The organism is Agromyces albus (assembly GCF_030815405.1).
Taxonomy (GTDB): domain Bacteria; phylum Actinomycetota; class Actinomycetes; order Actinomycetales; family Microbacteriaceae; genus Agromyces; species Agromyces albus_A.
Genome location: NZ_JAUSWX010000001.1, coordinates 248,295 through 265,166, shown reverse-complemented (window position 1 = coordinate 265,166; position 16,872 = coordinate 248,295). Strand labels below are relative to the sequence as shown.

The 16,872-nt window shown below is 69.7% G+C and carries 16 protein-coding genes and 2 pseudogenes; 9 read left to right on the top strand and 9 right to left on the bottom strand.

Annotation, left to right across the window (positions count from 1 at the left end; translation table 11 throughout):
- Window positions 1-93: 93 nt before the first annotated feature.
- The 3 genes and pseudogenes from QFZ29_RS01180 to QFZ29_RS01170 all read left to right on the top strand — a co-directional run bounded on the left by QFZ29_RS01180 (window position 94) and on the right by QFZ29_RS01170 (window position 4,690).
- A pseudogene (locus QFZ29_RS01180) lies at window positions 94-1,579 on the top strand (CoA-acylating methylmalonate-semialdehyde dehydrogenase).
- A 99-nt stretch (window positions 1,580-1,678) separates the two neighbouring features.
- Window positions 1,679-3,115, top strand: coding sequence for an aspartate aminotransferase family protein (locus QFZ29_RS01175; protein ID WP_306892410.1), 1,437 nt, complete (start codon window positions 1,679-1,681; stop codon window positions 3,113-3,115).
- Window positions 3,116-3,196: 81 nt separating this feature from the next.
- Window positions 3,197-4,690, top strand: coding sequence for a flavin monoamine oxidase family protein (locus QFZ29_RS01170; protein ID WP_306892409.1), 1,494 nt, complete (start codon window positions 3,197-3,199; stop codon window positions 4,688-4,690).
- A 31-nt stretch (window positions 4,691-4,721) separates the two neighbouring features.
- Here QFZ29_RS01170 and QFZ29_RS01165 read toward each other — a convergent pair.
- From QFZ29_RS01165 to QFZ29_RS01145, 5 genes and pseudogenes are all read right to left on the bottom strand, one after another.
- Window positions 4,722-5,132 (bottom strand): annotated as a pseudogene (locus QFZ29_RS01165) (Pr6Pr family membrane protein); the annotation flags it as partial.
- A 317-nt stretch (window positions 5,133-5,449) separates the two neighbouring features.
- The gene (locus QFZ29_RS01160) at window positions 5,450-6,577 is read right to left on the bottom strand and encodes an NAD(P)/FAD-dependent oxidoreductase (protein ID WP_306892408.1); all 1,128 of its coding nucleotides are present in this window, start codon (window positions 6,575-6,577) and stop codon (window positions 5,450-5,452) included.
- A 40-nt stretch (window positions 6,578-6,617) separates the two neighbouring features.
- Window positions 6,618-7,424 (bottom strand): amino acid ABC transporter ATP-binding protein, encoded by an 807-nt coding sequence (locus QFZ29_RS01155; protein ID WP_306892407.1) that lies wholly within the window; start codon window positions 7,422-7,424, stop codon window positions 6,618-6,620.
- Window positions 7,411-8,073 carry an amino acid ABC transporter permease gene (locus tag QFZ29_RS01150; RefSeq protein WP_306892406.1) on the bottom strand — a complete coding sequence of 221 codons (663 nt, stop codon included), beginning with the start codon at window positions 8,071-8,073 and terminating at the stop codon, window positions 7,411-7,413. Before QFZ29_RS01150 ends, QFZ29_RS01155 begins: the two co-directional genes overlap by 14 nt.
- 7 nt (window positions 8,074-8,080) lie before the next feature.
- The gene (locus tag QFZ29_RS01145) at window positions 8,081-8,890 is read right to left on the bottom strand and encodes an amino acid ABC transporter substrate-binding protein (RefSeq protein ID WP_306892405.1); all 810 of its coding nucleotides are present in this window, start codon (window positions 8,888-8,890) and stop codon (window positions 8,081-8,083) included.
- A 233-nt stretch (window positions 8,891-9,123) separates the two neighbouring features.
- On the opposite strand from QFZ29_RS01145, the gene QFZ29_RS01140 reads away from it, so the two are divergent.
- Window positions 9,124-9,459 (top strand): hypothetical protein, encoded by a 336-nt coding sequence (locus QFZ29_RS01140; protein ID WP_306892404.1) that lies wholly within the window; start codon window positions 9,124-9,126, stop codon window positions 9,457-9,459.
- Between the two features lie 40 nt (window positions 9,460-9,499).
- Here the strand turns inward: QFZ29_RS01140 and QFZ29_RS01135 are convergent, their stop codons facing one another.
- Complete coding sequence (locus QFZ29_RS01135; RefSeq protein ID WP_373426162.1) at window positions 9,500-10,732, bottom strand: acyl-CoA dehydrogenase family protein; 1,233 nt, start codon at window positions 10,730-10,732, stop codon at window positions 9,500-9,502.
- A gap of 16 nt (window positions 10,733-10,748) precedes the next feature.
- Entirely contained in the window at window positions 10,749-11,891 is a 1,143-nt protein-coding gene (locus QFZ29_RS01130) for a CaiB/BaiF CoA transferase family protein (RefSeq protein ID WP_306892403.1), read from the bottom strand.
- A 201-nt stretch (window positions 11,892-12,092) separates the two neighbouring features.
- Between QFZ29_RS01130 and QFZ29_RS01125 the strand changes: the two genes are divergently transcribed.
- A complete protein-coding gene (locus tag QFZ29_RS01125) occupies window positions 12,093-13,460 on the top strand; it encodes an NAD-dependent succinate-semialdehyde dehydrogenase (protein WP_306892402.1) in 1,368 nt (455 codons plus the stop codon).
- A 65-nt stretch (window positions 13,461-13,525) separates the two neighbouring features.
- On the opposite strand, the gene QFZ29_RS01120 is transcribed toward QFZ29_RS01125, so the two are convergent.
- Entirely contained in the window at window positions 13,526-14,449 is a 924-nt protein-coding gene (locus QFZ29_RS01120) for a hypothetical protein (protein ID WP_306892401.1), read from the bottom strand.
- 330 nt (window positions 14,450-14,779) lie between these two features.
- Here QFZ29_RS01120 and QFZ29_RS01115 point away from each other — a divergent pair, with 330 nt between their 5' ends.
- Complete coding sequence (locus tag QFZ29_RS01115; RefSeq protein ID WP_306892400.1) at window positions 14,780-15,136, top strand: SPW repeat domain-containing protein; 357 nt, start codon at window positions 14,780-14,782, stop codon at window positions 15,134-15,136.
- A 68-nt stretch (window positions 15,137-15,204) separates the two neighbouring features.
- Window positions 15,205-15,786: a TetR/AcrR family transcriptional regulator gene (locus tag QFZ29_RS01110; protein ID WP_306892399.1), complete on the top strand. Its 582-nt coding sequence runs from the start codon at window positions 15,205-15,207 to the stop codon at window positions 15,784-15,786.
- Between the two features lie 33 nt (window positions 15,787-15,819).
- On the opposite strand, the gene QFZ29_RS01105 is transcribed toward QFZ29_RS01110, so the two are convergent.
- Window positions 15,820-16,266 carry an iron chaperone gene (locus tag QFZ29_RS01105; RefSeq protein WP_306892398.1) on the bottom strand — a complete coding sequence of 149 codons (447 nt, stop codon included), beginning with the start codon at window positions 16,264-16,266 and terminating at the stop codon, window positions 15,820-15,822.
- Between QFZ29_RS01105 and QFZ29_RS01100 the strand changes: the two genes are divergently transcribed.
- Both QFZ29_RS01100 and QFZ29_RS01095 read left to right on the top strand, forming a co-directional pair.
- Entirely contained in the window at window positions 16,265-16,549 is a 285-nt protein-coding gene (locus QFZ29_RS01100) for an acylphosphatase (RefSeq protein WP_306892397.1), read from the top strand. The genes QFZ29_RS01105 and QFZ29_RS01100 overlap by 2 nt on opposite strands.
- 94 nt (window positions 16,550-16,643) lie before the next feature.
- A complete protein-coding gene (locus tag QFZ29_RS01095) occupies window positions 16,644-16,871 on the top strand; it encodes a hypothetical protein (protein WP_306892396.1) in 228 nt (75 codons plus the stop codon).
- The last annotated feature ends 1 nt before the right edge of the window (window position 16,872 follow it).

Sequence of the window (16,872 nt, the reverse complement as noted above, 5' to 3'; positions counted from 1 at the left end):
GTCGGGCATTCTGTCCGGAGCCGATTCGCGGCGGTGAGGCATCCGTCACTCACGCCGCTCTTCACGCCTCACGCACGCCACCGAAGGAGCTCCATGAGCCTCATCCGCCACTTCATCAACGGCCAGGAGTCGGCCGACGCCGAGCGCACCGGCCCCGTCTTCAACACCGGCCACCGGGCAGCAGCAGCACGACGTGGCGTTCGCCTCGGTCGCCGAGATCGAAGCCGCCATCGCGGCGGCGAAGGCGGCGTTGCCGGGCTGGCGCTCGACGGGCCTCATCAGGCGTGCCGACGTCTTCTTCCGCCTGCGCCAGCTGCTGAAGGAGCGCACCCCCGAGCTCGCGGCGATCCTCACGAGCGAGCACGGCAAGGTGCTCTCGGATGCCGCGGGCGAGATCTCGCGCGGCATCGAGAACGTCGAGTTCGCCGCGGGGCTCGTTCACCTCCTGAAGGGCGAGCACTCCGAGCAGGTCGCTCGCGGAGTCGACGTGCACTCCGTGAAGCAACCGGTGGGCGTCGTCGGAGCGATCACGCCGTTCAACTTCCCCGTCATGGTGCCGCTCTGGATGGTCACGTCCGCGATCGCGTGCGGCAACACCGTCGTGCTGAAGCCGTCGGAGAAGGACCCGAGCGCGTCGCTCTTCCTCGCGAAGCTCTTCCAGGAGGCCGGACTCCCCGATGGCGTGCTCAACGTCGTGCACGGCGACAAGGTGGCGGTCGACACGATCCTCGACTCCTCCGACGTTCGCGCCGTGAGCTTTGTCGGATCGACGCCCATCGCGAAGTCGATCTACGAGCGGGCGGCCGGCAACGGCAAGCGCGTGCAGGCGCTCGGCGGCGCGAAGAACCACATGGTCGTCATGCCCGACGCCGACCTCGAGGGTGCAGCGGATGCCGCGGTCTCGGCCGCCTACGGCTCGGCCGGCGAGCGGTGCATGGCCGTGTCGGTGCTTGTCGCGGTGGGCGACGTCGCCGACGACCTCGTCGAGGCGGTGCGCTCGCGCATGGGCGCGCTGCGGATCGGCGACGGCACGGATGCCGCGAGCGAGATGGGTCCGCTCATCACGCGCGAGCACCGCGACAAGGTCGCCTCCTACGTGACCGGCGCTGCAGCTGAGGGCGCCACGGTCGTCGTCGACGGCACGACGCAGGAGTTCGACGGCGACGGATTCTTCGTGGGCGTCAGCCTCGTCGACCACGTGAAGCCCGGCATGAACGTGTACGACGACGAGATCTTCGGCCCGGTGCTCTCGGTCGTGCGCGTCGAGACGTACGAAGACGCGGTCGAGCTCATCAACGCGAACCGCTTCGCGAACGGCGTCGCGATCTTCACGCGCGACGGCGGCACCGCCCGCCGGTTCGAGTTCGACATCGAGGTCGGCATGGTCGGCGTGAACGTGCCGATCCCGGTGCCGATCGGCGCTTACTCGTTCGGCGGCTGGAAGAGCTCGCTCTTCGGCGACTCGCACATCTACGGCCCCGAGTCGGTGCACTTCTACACCCGCTCGAAGGTCGTCACCTCGCGCTGGCCCGAGCCGAGCGAGTCGCAGATCAACCTCGGCTTCCCGAGCAACCACTAGCCCGTCCCGGGCACGACCTCACGAGATGACGCGAATCGACGTTCCAACGACGTTGAACGTCGACTTGCGTCATCTCAACGAACGAGCGAAAGGCCAACCATGACCGACACGATCACGAAGGCCGGCGGCACGGAGACGGATGCCGCGACGGCGACGTACGCCGACCGGCACGGCTCGCGGCATCCGCTGCCCGACGCCTCGGCCGAGGCGCAGGTGCGCGCCGACGACCGCGCGCACGTGTTCCACTCGTGGAGCGCGCAAGCCCTCATCGACCCGCTGCCGATCGCGGCGGGCGAGGGCTCGACCTTCTGGGACTACGAGGGCAACGCCTTCCTCGACTTCTCGAGCCAGCTCGTGAACCTCAACCTCGGGCACCAGCACCCCGACCTCGTCGCGGCGATCCAGCAGCAGGCGGGCCGGCTCGCGACGATCCAGCCGTCGATGGCGAACGACGTGCGGGGCGAGCTCGCCCGCCGCATCGGCGAGGTCGCGCCGGGCGACCTCGACAAGGTGTTCTTCACGAACGGCGGCGCCGACGCCAACGAATACGCCGTGCGGATGGCGCGGGCCGTGACGGGCCGGCGCAAGGTGCTGTCGATGTACCGCAGTTACCACGGCGGCACGGCCACGGCGATCTCGCTCACGGGCGACCCGCGCCGCTGGCCGAACGAGCCGTCGGACGGCAGCGTCGCGCACTTCCTCGGGCCGTATCCGTACCGCTCCTCGTTCCACGCCTCGAACGAGGCCGAAGAGGCCGAGCGCGCCCTCGCCCACCTCGAGCAGGTCATCACCCTCGAGGGCGCCCGCACGATCGCGGCGATCATCATCGAGACGATCGTGGGCACGAACGGCGTGCTCGTGCCGCCGCCCGGCTACCTCGCCGGCGTCCGCGAGCTCTGCGACCGGTTCGGCATCGTCTACATCGCCGACGAGGTCATGGTCGGCTTCGGCCGGGTCGGCGAGTGGTTCGCGGTGAACGCCTTCGGCGTCGTGCCCGACCTCATCACCTTCGCCAAGGGCGTGAACTCCGGCTACGTGCCGCTCGGCGGCGTGGTCATCTCGCAACGCATCGCGTCGCACTTCGACACGGTGGCCTTCGCTGGCGGTCTCACCTATTCGGGGCATCCGCTCGCGTGCGCCGCGGGTGTCGCGACGTTCGAGGTGTTCGAGCGCGACGGCATCCTCGACCGCGTTCGCGACCTCGGGTCGCGCGTCGTCGAGCCCCGCCTGCGCGAGATCGCAGCGGCGCATCCGTCGGTCGGCGAGGTGCGCGGACGCGGGCTGTTCTGGGCGATCGAGCTCGTGCGCGACCGTGCGACCCGCGAGCCGCTCGTGCCGTTCAATGCGTCGGGAACGGATGCCGCGCCGATTGCCGCCGTCGCTGCGGCGTGCAAGCAGGCCGGGCTGTGGCCGTTCGTGCACTTCAACCGCCTGCACGTCGCGCCACCGCTCATCATCACTGAAGCCGAGCTCGTGCGGGGGCTCGACATCATCGACGACGCGCTCGGCATCTCCGACGGGTACGTCGCCGGCTGAGGCACCCCGGTGGTCGAGTAGCGGGGCCGGCTGCTTCGGTGCCTACTCAACCACCGGGGCCGCGTCGGCTAGCCTGAATCCATGGACTCACGGGCGACGCCCGGCGGCATGCCCCGGCGAACTTTCCTCGCCGCCTCCCTCTCGGGCATCGCGACCGTCGTCCTCGCCAGCTGCACGGGGCCGCAGCCGACGCCTTCGCCCACCGCCACGCCCACGCCGACTCCCTCGCCCTCGCCCACGCCGACGAACGGCGTGCCGCTGCCCACGGCCATGCATCGCTCGCGCTGGGGCGCAGATCCCTTCGCGCGCGGTGCCTTCAGCTTCGACGCGGCCGGCGTCGACCCGCGCTTGCGGGCCATGCTCTCCCAGCCCGTCGCGTCTCGGGTCTTCTTCGCCGGCGAGGCCTGCGACACGGATGCCCCGGGCACCGTGCGTGGGGCCAGAAGCTCGGGGTTGCGCGCCGCCGACGACCTCGCGCGACTCGCCGAACCCGGCGAGCGCGTGGTCGTCGTGGGCGCGGGCATCGCGGGGCTCACCGCGGCTCGCGAGCTCGTCGACGCGGGCTTCGAGGTCGTCGTGCTCGAGGCGCGAGATCGCGTGGGCGGCCGCGTGCGCTCCGTCGACGACGACGCCTTCGACCGTTCGGTCGAGCTCGGCGCCGCCTTCGTCGGCGATCACGCGCAGCTCCTCGAGGGCCTGGCCGAGGCATCCGTCGACACCAGCCTGTTCCAGCCGAGGATCGAGGCGCGCACCGCAAGCGGCGTGCCGGTCGCGATTCCCTCCACCGGACCCGACGCGATCGCCCAGGCGCACGCGTGGGCAGGGACCCAGCCGGGCCATGTCTCGCTCGCCGCCGCACTCGTGGGCTCTGGCGCGGTGCCGCTGCCCGTGACATCCGACACCGCCGGTGTGAGTCCGGCCGACTGGCTCGCGCACACCATCGTGACCGGGGTGGAGCCGTCGACCGGGGCCACGTCGAGCCGGGTGTCGGCCCGCAGCTTCGACCCGTCGCAACTCGACGACCCCGTGCGCATCGTCACGGGCCGGTTCGCCGACTACGTCGATGCGCTCGCGAGCACGGTCGACGTCGCCGTGCAGAGCGCCGTCACGCGCATCGCCTACAGCGACGAGCGCGTCAGCCTGCGCCTCGACTCGGGCGAGTCGCTCACCGCCGACCGTGCGATCGTCACCGTGCCGCTCGGCGTGCTGAAGACCGACACCCTGCAGTTCAGCCCGGCGCTGCCGCTGTTGCACCAGCGCGCGATCTCGCTGCTCGGCGTGGGCCTTGTCGACACCGTCTGGCTGCGCTTCGATTCGGCGTTCTGGCGGTCGGAACCCGCCGTAGCTTCGGTGCCGCCGATCGAGCTGCTCACCGTGGTCGGCGAGCCCGTCGCCGTCTCGGCGTGGGTCGACGTCGGCGCCGAGTCAGGCGAACCGATCCTGTTCGGCCTCATCGCAGCGACGCAGGCGACTCGACTCGAGGGGCTCGAAGACGACGAGTTTCGTGAGGCGATCCTCGCCGACCTCGCGCCCTACGCCACAGTCTCCGATGGAGCGCCACGAACCCAGCAGTGAGCCCCACGAAGATCGCGAGCACGACGGCACAGTAGAGCGCGACGCCGAGCGCACCACCGACCTGCGCCTCGTCGAGGAAGAAGTAGGGGTACCACCCCACATCCGCGCCGCGGATGAGCGTGTAGACGAGCCAGAGCGTCGGGAACACGAGCACCCAGCCCACCGTCGTCCACGGCACTCGGGGGTTCACGGCGATGACACCGTCGACGGTCCACGCCACGATCGCGAGGGCGGGCACGATGAAGTGCAGGAGTGTGTCCGACCACGGCACGTCGACTCGGTAGTCGCGCGACGACGCCTGCACGACGATGAGCCCGAACACGATGCCCGAGACGAGCAGGTACACCGTCACCATCGTGCGCAGCACCCCGAGCCACGCGGGATCCCGCGGCGTGAACAGTGCGAACGCCGCCCCGATGGCGAGGGTCACGACGGCGATCATGGCCGACTGGATGGTGAAGTAGCTGAAGAAGTTGGCGGTCGCGAAGAACCGGAAGCCCAGCACGTACTGGAAGTTGCCGATGAGCGCCACGATCTCGAGTGCCGCGACGAGGAGCCGGAACACGCCGAGCGCCTGCCTCGCCTGCCTGGCCCCAATCGCCCGCGCTCCCGGAGCGTCGACTCCGGGGATGCGAGCGGGCATGCCTCCACGGTACGCCCTGCGCCTCTGCCGCACCTCGGAAGTGCAGCGGGGCGTCCGACGCGAGGAGCGCGAACCCGGCGGTATGCCGAGACCAGGGCAGGGCGAGGGGACGCGAGTCAGGCTCCGAACCAACGGGCGCGCCGTGCCGTGCCGAACTCCGCCTTCTCAGCGACGTATGCCGCTGAGGGGCCGAGGAGCGGCGCGGTCGGGCCACCTTCGGCGTGGAAGTCGACGTCGACGCGGCCGACCCGGCCATCGCCGAACTCCACGTAACAGAGCCCGGTGCCTCCCGGCGCGAGCTCACCGGCCCCCCGGATGCTGCGGGCGATGCCGTCTGCCACGACGTGCGCGGCGCTCTCGGCGAAGGTGCCGGCCTTGGGGATGCCGGTCTCGGCGCAGTCGCCGATGGCGTACACCCCTGGGTACCGGGTCTGCATCGTGCGCGGGTCGACCGCGACCCAGCCGTTCTCCGTCAGGCCGGCCTCGACGAGCACGTCGGGAACTTTGTGCACCGGAACACCGACGAACAGGTCGTACGGCTCGTCGTGGTCCTTGAAATGCGCGACCTTCGCGCGGGGGTCGATCCCATAGACCCGGTGACGCTTCGTGTACGCGATCCCGCGCTCCGCCATCGCCCGTTCGAGGGCAGCCGACGTCGGCGGTGACACCGGAATCGGCGCCGGCTGCGGGCTGACCACGTGGAGGTCGGCGGCGTCACGGATGCCGCGACTGACGAGACGGTCGTGAAGGAGCAGGATCGCCTCGTACGGCGCCGGCGGGCACTTGAACGGAATGGAGAGGACGGCGAGCATCACCCTGCCCCCGCGGAACGCCTCCAGCTCATCGCGGAGCCGCTCGGCGCCGGCGACGGTGTAGTACTCGAAGCCCCCGTCGGCGAAGCCCGGGGTCGCATCCACGTCGTAGTCGGCACCGAGCGCCACCACGATCACGTCGGGGTCGTACACGGTCGCGTCGGTGACGACACGACGCGCCGCGGGGTCGATCGCGAGCACCCGTTCCCGACGGAACTCCACGCCCGCCCTCCGGATCGAGCGGTAGGGAATCCGCACCTGTTCCCGGGTCTGGTGTCCGAAGAGGATCTCCAGCTTGGAGAAGCCGAACACGAACGCGTCGCTGTGGTCGACGAGGGTCACGTCGACATCGCCGGCGAGGCGATCCGACAGGAGGCTCGCCAACTCCAGCCCGCCGAAACCGGCTCCGAGGATCATGACGTTCGTCGTCATGCACCCATGATCTGCCCCTGTCGGGCGCGCGTCTACCGGTTCAGTCGAGCGGGCGCAGGATGCGGTCGAGGAAGCGCCGAGTGCGCTCGTGCTTCGGCTTCGTGAAGATCTGTTCGGGCGCGCCGCGTTCGACGACCACCCCGGCATCCATGAAGAGCACCTCGTCGGCGGCCTGCCGCGCGAAGCTCAGCTCGTGGGTGACGACCACCATCGTCCAGCCCTCGTCGGCGAGCTCCTTGATGACCGAGAGCACCTCGCCGACGAGCTCGGGGTCGAGCGCGCTCGTCGGCTCGTCGAAGAGCAGCAGCTCGGGCTTGAGCGCGAGCGCGCGAACGATTCCGACGCGCTGCTGCTGTCCGCCCGAGAGCTCGAAGGGGTAGGCGTCGCGCTTCTCGAGCAGTCCCACCCGGTCGAGCAACGCCTCGGCCTCGGCTTCGGCCTGCGCCTTCGGCATCCGCTGCACGCGCACCGGCCCCTCGGTGACGTTCTGGATCACGGTGCGGTGGGGGAAGAGGTTGTGGTGCTGGAACACCATCGCCGATCGGTCGCGCAAGGCGAAGCGGTCGGCCTTCGAGAGCGGTCGGCTCAAGTCGACCTGGGGCGCGCCGGCGAAGGCGATCGTGCCGCCGTCGGGGGTCTCGAGCCCGTTGAGCGAGCGCAGCACCGTGGTCTTGCCCGAGCCGCTCGGCCCGATGAGCACGACGACCTCACCCCGTCGCACCTCGAGGTCGATCGAGCGCAGCACCTGGTTGTCGCCGAAGCTCTTGCTGAGCCCCCGCACGGTGAGCAGCATGCCTTCGCCGGATGCCGCGGTCGGCGGCGCGAGCGGATCGTCAGTGTGCGACATAACGGTCCAACCTCTTCTCGATGACGCTCTGCCCGCTCGAGAGCGCGAGGCAGAAGATCCAGTAGATGAGGGCGGCCTCGAGGTAGAGCAGCATGAACTCCTGGCTGAACGCGGCAATCTGCTGCGCCTCGCGGAAGAGCTCGGTGACGAGGATGAGCGAGGCCAGCGAGGTGTCCTTCACGAGCGAGATGAAGGTGTTCGACAGCGGCGGCACCGAGACCCGGGCGGCTTGGGGAAGGATGACGCGACGCAACGTGGTCGCGTGCGACATCCCGATCGTGTACCCGGCCTCCCACTGCCCCTTCGGTACGGAGAGGATGGCGGCGCGGATGATCTCGGCGGCGTATCCGCCGACGTTGACCGAGAAGGCGATGATCGCGCTCGGCCACGGGTCGATCGTGAGCCCGATCGACGGCAGGCCGTAGAAGATCACGAACAGCTGCACGAGCAGCGGCGTGCCCCGGACCACCGAGACGTAGAACCGGGCGATGCCCGAGAGCAGCCGGTTCTTCGCGAGCCGGAGCAGCGCGATCCCGAGCGCGAGCACGAGGCCGATCACGAACGAGGCGAGGGCGAGCGGCACCGTGCCGGTCACCCCGCCCACCACGATCGGCCAGAAGGAATCGAGGAACAGCTGCCAGCCGCTCATCGCCGAACTACTCCGAGACGTCGGCGCCGAAGTACTTCTCGCCGAGCTCGGCGAGCACGCCCTCGGCGCGCAGTTCTTCGAGGGCGGCGTCGATCGCGGCGACGAGGTCGGCCTTGTCCTTGGTGAATGCGAAGGCACTGAGCGACGGGTCATCCGTCTCGGCGGCGATCGCGAGTCCGCGGTCGCCGTTCGTCTGCACGTCGTCGAGGTAGGTGAGCTTGTCGTTGATCGTCGCGTCGACGCGACCCTGCTCGAGCAGCGTCACGGCCTGCGCCCAGCCCTCGACGGCCTCGACGTTCGCGCCGTTCTCCTCGGCGAGGGTGTACCAGTTGCTCGTGAGCGACTGCGCGGTGGTCTTTCCGGCGAGGTCGGCGAAGCTCGAGATCGACGTGTCGCCCTCCTTCACGACGATGACGCCGGGCGACACCGTGTAGGGCTCGCTGAAGAGGTAGTTCTCCTCGCGCTCGGGGTTGATCGACACCTGGTTCGCGATCACGTCGAAGCGGCCGGCGTCGAGCCCCGCGAAGATCGCATCCCACTGGGTCTCCTGGAACTCGACCTCGAGATCGAGTTTCTCGGCGACCGCCTCGGCGACCTCGACGTCGTAGCCGACGAGGTCTCCGCTGCCGTCTTCGTGGAAGCTGAACGGACGATACGTGCCCTCGGTCGCGACCGTGAGCGTGCCCTCGTTCACGAGGCCGTACTCGTTTCCGGCGGCCGATTCGGTCGACTCGGGCGCGGCGCTCGAGCAGGCGGCGAGCGCGATGACGGCGGCGGATGCGGCGGCGAGGCCGAGCAGTGTGCGGGCGCGAGGCATGGGTGGTGCTCCATTCGTGCGGTGGGGGAAGTGAGCTGGGGCGCTCGGTCGGCGCCCCGATGCAACGAGTCCATCATGCGGCGGCCTCAGGGTGAAACCCCATGACCCCGCGTTGCATTCCCCTCGCGCCTGCCGAAGCGGGTCATTCCGCCTGTTGCGGGTCGTCGCTATGCTGGCGACGGCGCAGGAGCCCCCTCCCGTGTCGCGGTACCCCGCCATCTCGAAGGACTCACATGATCACGCTGTCCTGGCTCTTCGTCATCGCCGTCGCCGCCGGCATCTTCGCCCTCATCGACGGCATCACCCGCGCCCGCGGCCGCGGCTCCTCGGTGATCTCGATCATCGAGATCATCGCCGCGGTGCTCTTCCTGTTGTCGCTGTTCTTCCCGGGCATCCCGTTCGGCTCGCTCGTGCTCGCGATCATCACGACCGTGCTGCTCGTGATCCAGCTCGTGCTGCGCGGCGGCCGCCGTCGTGGGGGCCTCGCGGTCACCGTCATCGCGCTCGTGCTGTTCATCCTGTGGATCGTGCTGTCGCAGCGCTGGATCGTGATTCCCGGCGTGAGCTGAGCCCTTGCGCGTTCGCGGGCGGCCGAAGCGCGAAGAGCCCTCAGAACGCGCTGAGGCCGGTGAGCTCCCGGCCGAGGATCAGTTGGTGGATCTCGTCGGTGCCCTCGTACGTGCGCACCGATTCGAGGTTCGCCGCGTGCCGCATGACCGGCCACGCGCTCGTGATGCCGTCGCCGGCGAGGATGCTCCGTGCCTCGTGCGCGATCGTCAGGGCCTCACGCACGCTGTTGAGCTTGCCGACGCTGATCTGCGCGGGCGTGAGCGCGCCGCGCTCCTTCAGCCTGCCGAGGTGCAGCGCAAGGAGGATGCCCTTCTCGACCTCGACGAACATGTCGGCGAGCTTCGCCTGGATGAGCTGGTTCGCGCCGATCGGCTTGCCGAAGACCTCGCGGCTCGTGGCCCGCGACAGCGCCGCCTCGAGGCACGAGCGGGCGGCGCCCATCGCGCCCCACACGATGCCGTAGCGGGCCTCGTTCAGGCAGCTGAACGGCCCTGAGAGTCCGGATGCCCCGGGCAGCAGCGCCTCGTCGCCGACGCGCACGCCGTCGAGGGCGACGTCGCACTGCACCGAGGCGCGCATCGAGAGCTTGCCGTCGATCGGCGTCGCCGTGAATCCCGGGGTCGACGTCGGCACGAGGAAGCCGCGCACGGTGCCGCCGGCAGTGCCGGTGCCGTCGGGCGTGCCGGGGGTGCCGCGGCCGCCGACGGTGCCGGTCTCGTCGACCTTCGCCCACACCACGGCGACATCCGCTTCGCTCGCGAGTCCGATCCATCGCTTCGCGCCGTCGATGACCCAGCCGTCGCCGTCGCGGCGCGCGACGGTCGTCATGCCGGCGGGGTCGCTGCCGCCGTGCGGTTCGGTGAGGGCGAAGCATCCGACGAGCTCACCGGCGGCCATGCCGGGCAGCCACCGCTGCTTCTGCTCCTCCGAGCCGTACTTGTGGATGGCGCTCATCGCGAGCGATCCCTGCACCGATACGAACGTGCGCCAGCCGCTGTCGGCGGCCTCGAGCTCGAGGCACACGAGGCCGTACGACACGGCGCCCGCGCCGGCGCATCCGTAGCCCGTCAGGTGCATGCCGAGCAGTCCCAGCTCGCCGAGCTCGCGCACGAACTCTCGCCGGAAGTGCCCGGCCTCGAAGTCGCCCTCGATGACGGGCAGGATGCGCTCCTGCGCGAATCGCCGCGCGCGCAACTGCCACTCGCGCTCCTCGTCGCCGATGAGGTCGTCGAGGTCGAACACGGCGTCGATCCGCGGGGCGATCATGGTCATCGGGTGGTCCTTTCGGTCAGCTGGGCGGAAGCCAGTCGGCGCCGGCGTGCTCGCCGAGCCCGGGCGGCGGCGTGCGGTATTCGGCGGGCGAGGCGGTGAGCACGATCGGATTCGCGACGGTGCGACTCGTGCCGCCGTCGGCATCGGCGATCTCGGCGACGGATTCGAGTCCGAGCGCTTCGGCGAAGGCGAGCGCCTCGGCCACGTCGTTCACGAGGCCGGCCGGCACGCCCACCCCGGTGAGGGTGGCCACCCAGTGTGCAGCGGATGCCGCGGCGAGCCGCGTCTCGATGCGCGCACGCAGCTCGTCGCGATGCTCGACGCGAGCCGCGTTGCTCGCGAAGCGCTCGTCAGTTGCCAGCGTGCCCCCGCCGAGCGCGCCCGCGAGCGCCGCGAACTGCTTGTCGTTGCCCACCGCGATCACAAGATCGCGGTCGGCCGCACGGTAGAGCGCGTACGGCGCGATGCTCGGGTGCTGGTTGCCGAGCCGCGTGGGGGCGACGCCCGTTGCGAGCGTGCCCGCCGCCTGGTTCGTGAGCGCCGAGAGCAGGCTCTGCAGCAGGTTCACCTCGACGAGCTGGCCGAGTCCGGTGCGGTCGCGTTCGCGGAGCGCCAGCAGGATGCCGGTGAGCGCATTCTGCCCCGCGATCACGTCGACGAGCGCGACGCCGACTTTCGCGGGTTCTCCGTCGGGGTCGCCCGTGATGCTCATGAGTCCCCCGACGGCCTGCACGAGCAGGTCGTAGCCGGCGAGGTCCGCGCCCTCCCCCGTGCCGAATCCGGTGATCGAGCAGTACACGACGCCGGGGTTCGCCTCGCGCACGTCGGGGTAGGCGAGCCCGAAGCGCTTCATGACGCCGGGGCGGAAGTTCTCGACGATCACGTCGGCGGATGCCGCGAGCCGGCGCGCCTCGGCGAGCCCTGCGGCATCCGCGAGGTCGAGCACGACCGACCGCTTGTTGCGGTTCACGCTGCCGAAGTACGTGGACCGGCCGCGCGCGTCGACGGGCGGCCGCCAGTGCCGGGTGTCGTCGCCCGACGGCGACTCGATCTTCACGACGTCGGCGCCGAAGTCCGCGAGCATCATGGTGGCGTAGGGCCCCGCGAGCACGCGCGAGAAGTCGGCGACGCGGATGCCGCTCAGGATGCCTCGACCCATTCGGCCCTCCTCGGCTCGCCCCACACGCCACGATACTCAGCCGTACGGATGACTCCGATGTACACGCCGTCCATCGGATGCCGTGGATCCGCCGTCATGTCGATTCCTGCTCGATGCACCGCGGCATAGGCTTGCACACAGGTGTGCACCGCCGTCGCCGACCGGTTGGCGAGCCCCGTGCACCAACGACAGAGGAGCCCCATGAGCAATTACGCCGTGGTCAATCCGGCAACCGGAGAGACGGTCACGACCTATCCGACGATCACCGATGCCGAGCTCGACGCAGCCATCGGCTCGGCCGACGAGACGTACCGCACATGGTCGCGCACGACCACCGTCGAGGAGCGCGCCGCGCTCGTGCGCCGCGTCGGCGAACTGCACGTGGAGCGCCGGCAGGAGCTCGCCGAGATCATCGTTCGCGAGATGGGCAAGCCCATCGAGCAGGCCCTCGGCGAGGCCGACTTCGCCGGCGACATCTACAAGTACTATGCCGACCACGCAGCCGACTTCCTGAAGGACGAGACGGTCGACCTGCTCGCCGGGGATGGCTCGGCGATCATCCGGCGCAGCTCGCTGGGCGTGCTCCTCGGCATCATGCCGTGGAACTTCCCGTATTACCAGGTCGCCCGGTTCGCCGGACCGAACCTCATCATCGGCAACACGATCCTGCTCAAGCACGCCGAGCAGTGCCCCGAGTCGGCCGCGGCGATCGAACAGATCATGCGTGACGCGGGCTTCCCGGCGGGCGCCTACGTCAACATCTACGCGTCGCACGACCAGATCGAGACCGTCATCGCCGACCCGCGCGTGCAGGGCGTCTCCCTCACCGGCTCCGAGCGCGCGGGCGCCGCGGTCGCCACGATCGCCGGCCGTCACCTGAAGAAGGTCGTGCTCGAGCTCGGCGGCTCCGACCCGTTCATCCTGCTGTCCACCGACGACCTCGACGAGACCGTGCAGAACGCCGTCGATGCCCGCCTCGACAACAACGGCCAGTCCTGCAACGCGGCCAAGCGCTTCATCGTCGCCGACGAGCTCTACGAGCCGTTCCTCGAGAAATTCACGGCGAAGCTCGCCGAGGTCGAGACGGGCGACCCGACCTCGGCCGAGACGACGCTCGGGCCGCTGTCGTCGCTGAAGGCGGCTGAAGGACTCGACGAGCAGGTCAAGCGCGCGATCGAGCACGGTGCCACGCTCGTGCACGGCGGCACCCGTGAGGGCGCGTTCTTCCAGACGACGGTGCTGACGGAGGTCACGCCCGACAACCCTGCTTCGAAAGAGGAGTTCTTCGGGCCGGTCGCCCAGGTGTACCGCGCGAAGGACGAGGCCGACGCCGTGCGCATCGCGAACGACATCCCGTTCGGCCTCGGCTCCTACGTCTACACGACCGACCAGGAGCAGGCGCTGCGAGTCGCCGACGGGATCGAGGCCGGAATGGTGTTCGTGAACGTCGTGCTCGCCGATGGCGCCGAGCTGCCCTTCGGCGGCGTCAAGCGCTCGGGCACCGGCCGCGAGATGGGCCGCCTGGGCGCCGACGAGTTCGTCAACAAGAAACTCATCCGCATCGGCTGACCCTCAGCACACGACGACGCGCCCCGTGGCTCCGGCCACTGGGCGCGTCGCCGTGCTGAAGGTACTCAGGACGCGGTGTAGGGCACGCGCTCCCAGCTGAGCACGCCCTCGCCGGCCCCGGAGTTCGGCTGCACGGCGACTCGCAGCCACTCGTTGGACGTCGCGGCGCCTTCCACGGTCACCCGGCGAAGGGTGTCCACGCTGTCCTGCCCGTAGATCTCCAGCCAGGGCGACCCGGCCGCCAGGGGCGAATCATCGTTGTAGATGTGGCTGTCCCCGTTGAAGAGGTACACCTCGCCGCCGAAGTCCCGGGAACCCTTCGCGAGCGCTTCGACGATCAGCTGGAAGCCGCTCACGAGCTCCGGATTCTCGGCGGCCCCCGCCCGAAGCAGGAACGGGTCGAACATGTCCGCCTGGGTCATCACGACGACCGCCCGCGCGTTGGTCGCCTTCGCGTCGGCGAAGGTGCGCTCCAGTTGCTCCACGTCGGCGGCGGTCCGGGATGCGACCTCCTCCAGCTGAGCGGCGGTGGGCTCGGTCAGGCCGAGGCCCGACCAGGGCATCAGCGAATTGTTCGAGCCCTGCACGTTCAGCACGGAGAAGGCCACACGCTGCACGCCGAACGTGACGTTCTCCGGCAAGTCCGAATCAGGCACGGTGACCGGCATGTTCGCCCCGAGGGTCTTGCCCGGGTTCGAGAAGAACAGCGAACGCAGCGCGTCGAGGCGTTCCAGCGGATCGTAGGAGCCGTTGTTGGCCCGGTGGCAGTCGACCCACTCGTTGTCGCCCGGGGTGTAGACCAGCGGGGCCTCGAACCGGTCGAACTGGGCCTTGATCGCGGCGAAGTACTCGTCGGTGCACTGGGCCGATCCCGCCTTGATATCACCCAGGTGGGAGACGAAGCGGAGCTCCTCCTGCTCGTTCAGCTCGGACACCATCGCGGGGAACCGGGCGACCTGATCGGAGCCGTAGGGCACGTCGCCGATCACGGCGAAGCTGAACGACTCGTCGTGCGGAGCATCCGACGATCCAGGGGTGGCCTGGGCAGGAAGGGCGGTCGACACGATGAGGGCCAGCGCGGCGGCGACCCCCAGGAGTGGCACGGTTCTGGACAACGACATGGAAGCTCCATTTCGGGGTGATGGGTGGGTGACCGCCACGGTAGGCACGGCAGACGAAGACGCTGCGACGCGCGGGTGGCTCCCCGGTGAACAAACCCCGCTCAGGGTCGCTCGAGGGCTCTTGACCGGCCGGTCAGTCAGTTCTACCGTTGTAGTGACACCCGAATGGGAGCCACTACTCGAAGGAGGCTGGTTGCTGTGAAGAAGTGGACCCGATGGGAAGACTGGGTGGCCGTCGTCGTCGGTCTTGCCGTGGCTCTGTCGGCGTTGTTCGTCACGCCGATGGGAGCATCCGTCGCGATGATGGTGACGCTCGGTATCCTGCTCGTCATCTCGGGCATCGTGAACCTCGCCATGCCGGGGCTCGTCGCGATGGAGTACGTGCAGGGCGTCCTCGGTGTGCTGCTCATCATCTCGCCGTGGATCGGCGGATACGCGGACACGACCGCGGGAGCTGCCTGGATGTCGTGGATCGGCGGTGCGGTCGTCGTCATCGTCGCCGCACTCGCAATCCGGCCCAGCATGCGCGCCCACCACGACGCCATCACGCATTGACCGCTGACCACTGACCGCACGCGGGGACGGCAGCCGACTGCCGTCCCCGCCTGACATTGGAGTCGATCGTGAAGGAGACTCCTGAGGCGCGCGTGCGCATTCTCGACGCGGCTGAGCGGCTCTTCGCCGAACGCGGCTTCGATGCCACACCGACGTCGAGCATCGCGAAGCAGGCGGCGGTGCCCAAAGGACTGCTGTTCTACTACTTCCCGACGAAATCCGATCTGCTCTGCACCCTCGTGGGCGAGCGCCTCGACCTCGGACCAATCGACGCTACGGTGCTCATCGAGCCGGGCGATCCGGTGCGCGCCCTCCTGAATCTCGAGCGGAAGCTCTCCGAGATCCAGGCGGACTCGCCCGTGATGCGGGTCATCATCTGGCGCGAGCAACGCACCCACCCCGAGGTGAGGGCGAAGCTCCGCGAACACCGCGTGCAGGTGCAGGCCGTCGTCGAGCGCGTGCTGCGCGGGAGCGTGCTGAGGCCCATCGCGGCGGGCACACTCCGCACCGCCGCCGTGGCGTGGGTGGCCATCCTGACCCTGCGTCCGCCGGCCGATCCTGCGGGCATCGCCACCGACGACGCGGCACCCGATCTCCGGGCGCTCGCCGAGTTGATCTGCGCCGGGATGGGCGCCTCCGGGCTGGCCTGATCCGGGTAGGCGCGCTTGGGGCACTCCGCTGGCTCAGCGCGGCTTCGCGGCGTCGATCTCGTCACGCCGCAACGCGACGATGCGATCGACGAGGGTTTCGGGCAGCGGATGCTCCGCCGTGAATCGGATCGTGCCCTTCGACCACGAGTACCCCTCGAGCTCACCCTCGACGGCCGACACGACCGCTGGGCTGAACGGATAGAGCCCGATGTGGCCCTTCGCCGACATCACGCTCAGCAGCGGCGAGTCGCGATAGCGCAGCGCCGGCATGCCGTAGCTCATCCCCTCGGTCGCGTCGGGTACGAGCTCGAGCGCACGTGCCCTGATCCGCTCGACGAGCTCGCGATCAGCGCTGTCGAGCCCCGCGATGTAGTCCTGCATCGCCCCCATGGCGTCATCGTACGCTCGGCGCCCGCTCGCGGCATCCGGCAGCATCGAGGCCTCGAAGCCGCCCCGCGATCGCGTTACGCTCGAGAGCATGATCCGCCGCAGCATCGTCGTGCACGGCAACGTGCAGGGCGTGGGATTCCGCTACTCGGCACGGCGCGAAGCCGAGCGACTCGGTGTGGCGGGGTGGGTCCGCAACCGGCCCGATGGCTCGGTCGAGGCCGAGATCGAGGGCGACGAGGCATCCGTCACCGAGTTGATCGACTGGTTCACGGCCGGCCCGCCCGGCGCGATCGTCAGCGGCACGGATGTCGCCGAGCGCGAGCCGCTCGGCGAGCACGCGTTCCGCATCATCGGCTGGCCCGTCGCGGGCTGACCCGCTCGATGTCAATGCCTTCCACTCACTCCGATGCGGGCGTTGACTGGGCGGTCGAGTGATGCCGCGCACGCGGCCGAACGAGAGGAGCGCCATGAGCGACCGCGACGATGACACGTTCATCGAAGACGAGGAGCAGTGGAAGGAGACAGTCGTCAACGACGCCGTCGCCGGCGAGACGCTGCTCTCTGGACCCGGCGACGGCAACGATGGCCCGACCGGCGGAGCGGCCCATGAGCAGGAGCCGGTGTACGCCGAGAACGACCTCGCCGACGAGGACGTCGATCTCGGAGACGAGCCCGACGAGGATCGCCTCGGCTGAT

Excerpts from the sequence above, each read along its gene's own strand:
- QFZ29_RS01140 (WP_306892404.1), top strand. The coding sequence starts at position 9,124 with ATGATCACGCTGTCCTGGCTCTTCGTCATCGCCGTCGCCGCCGGCATC.
- QFZ29_RS01095 (WP_306892396.1), top strand. The coding sequence starts at position 16,644 with ATGAGCGACCGCGACGATGACACGTTCATCGAAGACGAGGAGCAGTGG.
- QFZ29_RS01105 (WP_306892398.1), bottom strand. The coding sequence starts at position 16,266 with ATGCTCTCGAGCGTAACGCGATCGCGGGGCGGCTTCGAGGCCTCGATG.
- QFZ29_RS01100 (WP_306892397.1), top strand. The coding sequence starts at position 16,265 with ATGATCCGCCGCAGCATCGTCGTGCACGGCAACGTGCAGGGCGTGGGA.
- QFZ29_RS01125 (WP_306892402.1), top strand. The coding sequence starts at position 12,093 with ATGAGCAATTACGCCGTGGTCAATCCGGCAACCGGAGAGACGGTCACG.
- QFZ29_RS01145 (WP_306892405.1), bottom strand. The coding sequence starts at position 8,890 with ATGCCTCGCGCCCGCACACTGCTCGGCCTCGCCGCCGCATCCGCCGCC.
- QFZ29_RS01160 (WP_306892408.1), bottom strand. The coding sequence starts at position 6,577 with ATGACGACGAACGTCATGATCCTCGGAGCCGGTTTCGGCGGGCTGGAG.
- QFZ29_RS01150 (WP_306892406.1), bottom strand. The coding sequence starts at position 8,073 with ATGAGCGGCTGGCAGCTGTTCCTCGATTCCTTCTGGCCGATCGTGGTG.
- QFZ29_RS01170 (WP_306892409.1), top strand. The coding sequence starts at position 3,197 with ATGGACTCACGGGCGACGCCCGGCGGCATGCCCCGGCGAACTTTCCTC.
- QFZ29_RS01130 (WP_306892403.1), bottom strand. The coding sequence starts at position 11,891 with ATGGGTCGAGGCATCCTGAGCGGCATCCGCGTCGCCGACTTCTCGCGC.
- QFZ29_RS01135 (WP_373426162.1), bottom strand. The coding sequence starts at position 10,732 with ATGACCATGATCGCCCCGCGGATCGACGCCGTGTTCGACCTCGACGAC.
- QFZ29_RS01155 (WP_306892407.1), bottom strand. The coding sequence starts at position 7,424 with ATGTCGCACACTGACGATCCGCTCGCGCCGCCGACCGCGGCATCCGGC.
- QFZ29_RS01175 (WP_306892410.1), top strand. The coding sequence starts at position 1,679 with ATGACCGACACGATCACGAAGGCCGGCGGCACGGAGACGGATGCCGCG.